Raw genomic sequence first — 4,935 nt, 5'->3', positions numbered from 1 at the left:
AACGGTCGGTGGGGAGGACGTCCATCCGGGCACCAGCTCCGCTTCTACGGCTCGTAGTAGCAGTACGGGTTTCACCGAGCGCTGCTGTACCTGTGGAACCTCAGCGCCTCCGGCTACGGCAACGACTTCTACGCCGCGGCCACCCAGGCCGGCACCGACAGTTGGAAGGCACTGCTGTTCGGATCGCTGGACGCCGGTAACGCGATCACCGTCGACAAGCCGCCGGCCGCCCTGTGGATCTCGGGCCTGTCCGGGCGGATCCTCGGGTTCTCGTCCTGGTCGGTGCTCGCCCCGCAGGCCATCGAGGGCGTGCTCGCGGTCGCCCTGCTGCACGCGACCGTGCGGCGTACCGCCGGGATCGGGGCCGGGCTGCTCGCGGGCGCCGCGTTCGCACTCACCCCCGTCGCGGCCCTTATGTTCCGCTTCAACAACCCGGACGCGCTGCTGGTCCTGCTTCTCGTCGCCGCCGCCTACTGCACCGTGCGGGCCACCGAGACGGCGAGTGCGCACTGGCTGATGCTCGCCGGCACCTGCCTCGGGTTCGGCTTTCTGACCAAGCTGGCCCAGGCGCTGCTGGTGCTGCCGGCGCTCGCGCTGGTCTACCTGGTCGCGGCGCCCACCGGGCTGGGCCGGCGCATCGTCGGTCTGCTGGCCGGCGCCGGCGCGCTCGTCGTCTCCGCCGGCTGGTACGTCGCGCTGGTCGCCCTGTGGCCGGCCGGCTCGCGGCCGTACATCGGCGGGTCGACCGACAACAGCCTGCTGCAGCTGGCTCTCGGCTACAACGGGCTCGGCCGCATCTTCGGCGCCTCGGCCGGCGGTGGCGGTGGCGGTGGTGGGGGTGCAGGAGCCGGCGGGAACACCGGGTTCGGCGGGGCCACCGGCATCACCCGACTGTTCGGCGCCAGCATGGGCGCGGAGATCTCCTGGCTGCTGCCCGCCGCGCTGCTCGCCCTCGTCGTCGGCCTGTGGCGGACCCGGCGGGCGCCGCGCACCGACACCGCCCGCGCCGCGCTACTGCTGTGGGGCGGCTGGTTGCTCGTCAGTGGCCTCGTCTTCAGCTACATGAGCGGGATCATCCACCCGTATTACACGGTGGCGCTCGCGCCGGCCGTCGCGGCGCTCGTCGCCATCGTCGGCCGCGCGCTGTGGCGGGACCGCGACCGTATCGCGGCGCGGGTGGCACTGGCCGGGCTGATCACGGCGACCGGGGTGTGGAACGTCGTGCTGCTGGACCGAGTGCCGACCTGGCTACCCGCGCTGCGCTGGATCATCCTGGCGGTGTGCCTCGGCGTGTCGGTCGCGCTGCTCGCCGGCCTCGGCCGCCGCTCGGCGCGGGCGGCGGCGGTCCTCGCGATCGCCGCGATCCTCGGCCTCGGCGCCGGCAGCACCGCCTACGCGGTCTCCACCGCCGCGCACCCGCACACCGGCTCCATCCCCACCTCCGGCCCCTCGGCCGCCGGTTCTATCGGCGGCGGCTCGATGGGCGGCGGCTTCGCCGGCTCCGGCACACCCGGCCAGCCCCCCACGGGCACCCGCCCCACCCGCCCCACCGGCACCACCGGCACCACCGGCACCACCACCGGAACCACCGGCACCACCACCGGAACCACCGGCACCGGCAGTACGGCAGGAACCAGCGCGGCAGGCACCAGCCCAACGACCACCGGCTCGACGGACGGTTCAGCGCCGGGTGGCGCCGGTGGTAGCGACGGGCAAAGCACGAACGCGCAGCTGGTGACCCTGCTGAAGTCGTCGACGACGACATGGGCGGCGGCCACGACCAGCGGTGCGACCGGTACGGCGCAACTCGAACTGTCCACCGGCAAGGCGGTCATCGCGATCGGCGGGTGGGACGGCAGCGACCCGGCCCCGACCCTCGTCCAGTTCCAGCAGTGGGTCGCCCAGGGCCGCATCCACTACTTCATCTCGGGCGGCGGCATGGGTGGCAGGGGCGGTGCGACCTCGACCGGCACGGCGATCACCACCTGGGTGGCCGCGCACTACAAGGCCACGACCGTCGGCGGCCAGACCGTCTACGACCTGACGGCGACCGCGACGTCCAGTTGACCCAGACGACCACATGACCCAGACGACGACATGACTCTGACGTCCACATGACTCTGACGTCCACATGACTCTGACGGCCGACTGACTCTGACGGCCGACTGACAGAGCCGACCGACTGACAGAGCCGACCGACTGGTGTGGAGGGCCAGCCAAGAGTGGCAGGCAGGCGGGTCGCCCGGTGCGGGATGCCGGGCGGCCGGCCTGTGTCGCGTTCGGCCGTGGCCTACCGGGATGGTCCGTATGCGGGGGGTGGTGGGAGGCTCGACGGATGATCGGCGGGGGCGGATCGACGGCCGGGGCTGGCGTGGACGGCGGCTGGGATTTCTTCGTCTCGTACACGGCGGTGGACCAGGGCTGGGCGCAGTGGATCGCCTGGGCTCTGGAGGAAGCGAAGTACCAGGTCCTGCTGCAGGCGTGGGACTTCGTGCCCGGGTCGAACTGGGTCGGCGGGATGCACGACGGGGTCCAGCGGGCGGCGCGCACGATCGCGGTGCTCTCCGACGACTACGCCCGGTCGGTGTACGGCGCCGCCGAATGGCAGGCCGCCTGGGGCGCGGACCCGACGGGCGCGGAACACAGGCTCCTGGTGGTGCGGATAGCGGACTGCGACCGGCCCGGGCTCCTCGCCTCGGTGGTCTCCACCGACCTGTTCGGCCTCCCGGCGGACCAGGCACGCGCGGAGCTGCTGCGCGCGGCGGCGCTCGCCGTCCCGCCAGGAGGTGTCCTGGCTCTGCGACCGCACCGGCAGTTACCTCGACCTGCACGGCCGACCAGACACCGCTCTCCCCTACCATCACCGCGCCTTCACCATCGCCGCTCAGGACCTCGGACCCGACCACCCCAACACCCTGGGCAGCCGCAACAACCTCGCCGGTGCCTACCAGTCGGCGGGACGCCTCGACCAGGCCATCACCCTGTACGAACAAACCCTCACCGACCGCCAGCGCATCCTCGGACCCGACCACCCCACGACGGCGATCATCCGGGGCAACGTCGAAGCGGCGCACGCCGCCCGTGATCAGAGCCGGGCAGCGTCGCCTGACGACGACGGGACCAGGGCGCAGCCCGCTTGAGCAGGTCTCACAACATCGGAACCGGGGTCAGGTCACCGGGGATCGCGCGGTGGGTCAGGTGGGGAGGAACTCGCGGATCAGGTGGGTGAGGGCCAGGGGCTGGTCGCTCTGGACGGCGTGGCCGGCGCCGGGGACGATCTCGACGCGTAGGGCGGGTAGGCGGCGGCGGAACTCCTCGACGTCCTCGTCGCGGACGTAGCGGGACTCGCCGCCGCGGACCAGCAGCGTCGGGACGGTGAGGGCGCTGACGTCGGTCCACAGCTCGCGCATGTACCACCAGGCCGGGGTGCCCACGGGGCGCGGGCCGAACAGGTCGTAGCGCCAGGTCCACTGGCCGTCGGGGAGGCGTCGGGCGTTGTGCAGTGGGGGGGGGCGGCCTGCGGGGGGTGTGCGGCGGGGGCTCAGGGCGATCGCGGCGTCGACCATCGCCTCGAACGACGGGTAGGTCGGCGGGCCGCTGATCAGCGCGACCGCGCCGCGATCGGCGGTGGACATCGTCCGGTCGGGGTCGGCGACACTCGGGGTCACGTCCACGATCACCACCCGGCGGCACAGCTCGGGGTGGACGGCGGCCAGGCGGATCGTCGTCGCGCCGCCCAGGGACATGCCGACAACGGCGGCAGCGGCGGGGGCGATCGCCGGCAGCACCGCGGCGATCGCGTCCGCGTTGCGCCACGGGCCGTAGTCGCGGTCGGTGCGCCAGGAGGAGCGGCCGTGGCCGGGCAGGTCGACGGCCACCGCCGGGCGGCCCAGTGCCAGCGCGACGTAGTCCCAGGTGTGCGCGTTCTGCGCGCCGCCGTGCAGGAACACCACCTCGGGTTCGGTCTCGCCCCAGCGGACATAGCTCAGCTGGCCGCCGTCCGGCAGGTCGGCGTACCCGCGGCTGACCGGCGGGCGGCCGGGGAAGGGCAGGCCGAGTTCCGCGGCGTTCTCGTGCAGCAGGCCGAACTCGTCGTAGTCATCGGACGCCGCCGCGCCACTGGAGGTGTCATCGGTAGCCACATCGCCTCATTCCCGTGATGGATCCCGGCAGAAATGTAGACCGCCACACGGGCCGCATGCTGTCGAGGCCGACGGGCCGACCGGGCTGGGCGCAACGGGACTGTCCGCCGTATGAGGTCGATCCGGCCAGCGCGCCGGCGCCGCGGGAGGGAGCCGGCGTCGCGACCACGCGTCGGTGGAGAACGAACGCCGGAATGTGACCGGGGCCACCGATTGATTTCCCATCGGCCGGCCAACAGGACGGGATCACCCGCGCCGTCCGCCGCGGCCCGTCGCCGGTATCGGTGGACTTAACACTTCACCAGTGCGACAATCCGCCGCCGAGCACCGGCACCAGTCCGGACGATCGGCGACATCCCGATCAGTGCCTACACCGATGATCTGCGCCTCATCGCGGCACCATCAACACGGTCCAGCGCTTTTCCCGATGCCACCACAACGGAGGTTCCGGCTTCCTCCCGAGTGTGCTGACGCGCGGACCCCGGCAAGTAATTTGGCCGCGCGGCAATGCATCCCGTACCCGGCGGTTCCGCCCTCCAACTCCGCAGCAATGGCCGGTCCAGCCGCCCGGAATTCGGCGGTGTCGCGCCGCCGCCGCTATGACCGAACGGTTAGCGCGACTGGCGCCGCCGGCACCGATGGCCGCGCGGCGACCGAGCGTCCTCGGCGGTGGTGGTGAACCGCGCCCGAACGCCGAAGTCCCGCAGGAGCTGCGCATTTGCCGGGAATCCCAGGCCAGGCGACGCACTCACGCCCCGCGCCCCCCCCCGCCCCGCCCCCCCCCCCCCCCCCC

The 4,935-nt window shown here is 72.8% G+C and carries 4 protein-coding genes and 1 pseudogene; 3 read left to right on the top strand and 2 right to left on the bottom strand.

Features of this window, described 5'->3' with window-relative positions:
- Positions 1–81 precede the first annotated feature (81 nt).
- From MXD58_RS19905 to MXD58_RS19895, 3 genes and pseudogenes are all read left to right on the top strand, one after another.
- Positions 82–2,067 (top strand): ArnT family glycosyltransferase, encoded by a 1,986-nt coding sequence (locus MXD58_RS19905; protein ID WP_308301999.1) that lies wholly within the window; start codon positions 82–84, stop codon positions 2,065–2,067.
- Between the two features lie 268 nt (positions 2,068–2,335).
- Positions 2,336–2,740 (top strand): annotated as a pseudogene (locus tag MXD58_RS19900) (toll/interleukin-1 receptor domain-containing protein); the annotation flags it as partial.
- Positions 2,741–2,786: 46 nt separating this feature from the next.
- The gene (locus tag MXD58_RS19895; protein ID WP_248836942.1) at positions 2,787–3,140 is read left to right on the top strand and encodes a tetratricopeptide repeat protein; all 354 of its coding nucleotides are present in this window, start codon (positions 2,787–2,789) and stop codon (positions 3,138–3,140) included.
- A gap of 54 nt (positions 3,141–3,194) precedes the next feature.
- Here MXD58_RS19895 and MXD58_RS19890 read toward each other — a convergent pair whose 3' ends face one another.
- A complete protein-coding gene (locus tag MXD58_RS19890) occupies positions 3,195–4,142 on the bottom strand; it encodes an alpha/beta fold hydrolase (RefSeq protein WP_250609712.1) in 948 nt (315 codons plus the stop codon).
- Positions 4,143–4,753: 611 nt separating this feature from the next.
- Positions 4,754–4,935 (bottom strand): hypothetical protein (locus tag MXD58_RS19885; RefSeq protein ID WP_250609711.1); only part of this gene is annotated, 182 nt, incomplete at its 5' end.

Source organism: Frankia sp. AgKG'84/4, from assembly GCF_023242965.2.
In the GTDB taxonomy this organism is placed as follows: domain Bacteria; phylum Actinomycetota; class Actinomycetes; order Frankiales; family Frankiaceae; genus Frankia.
Note: the sequence above shows the minus strand (reverse complement) of the source record. Positions and strands in the feature narration are given on the sequence as shown.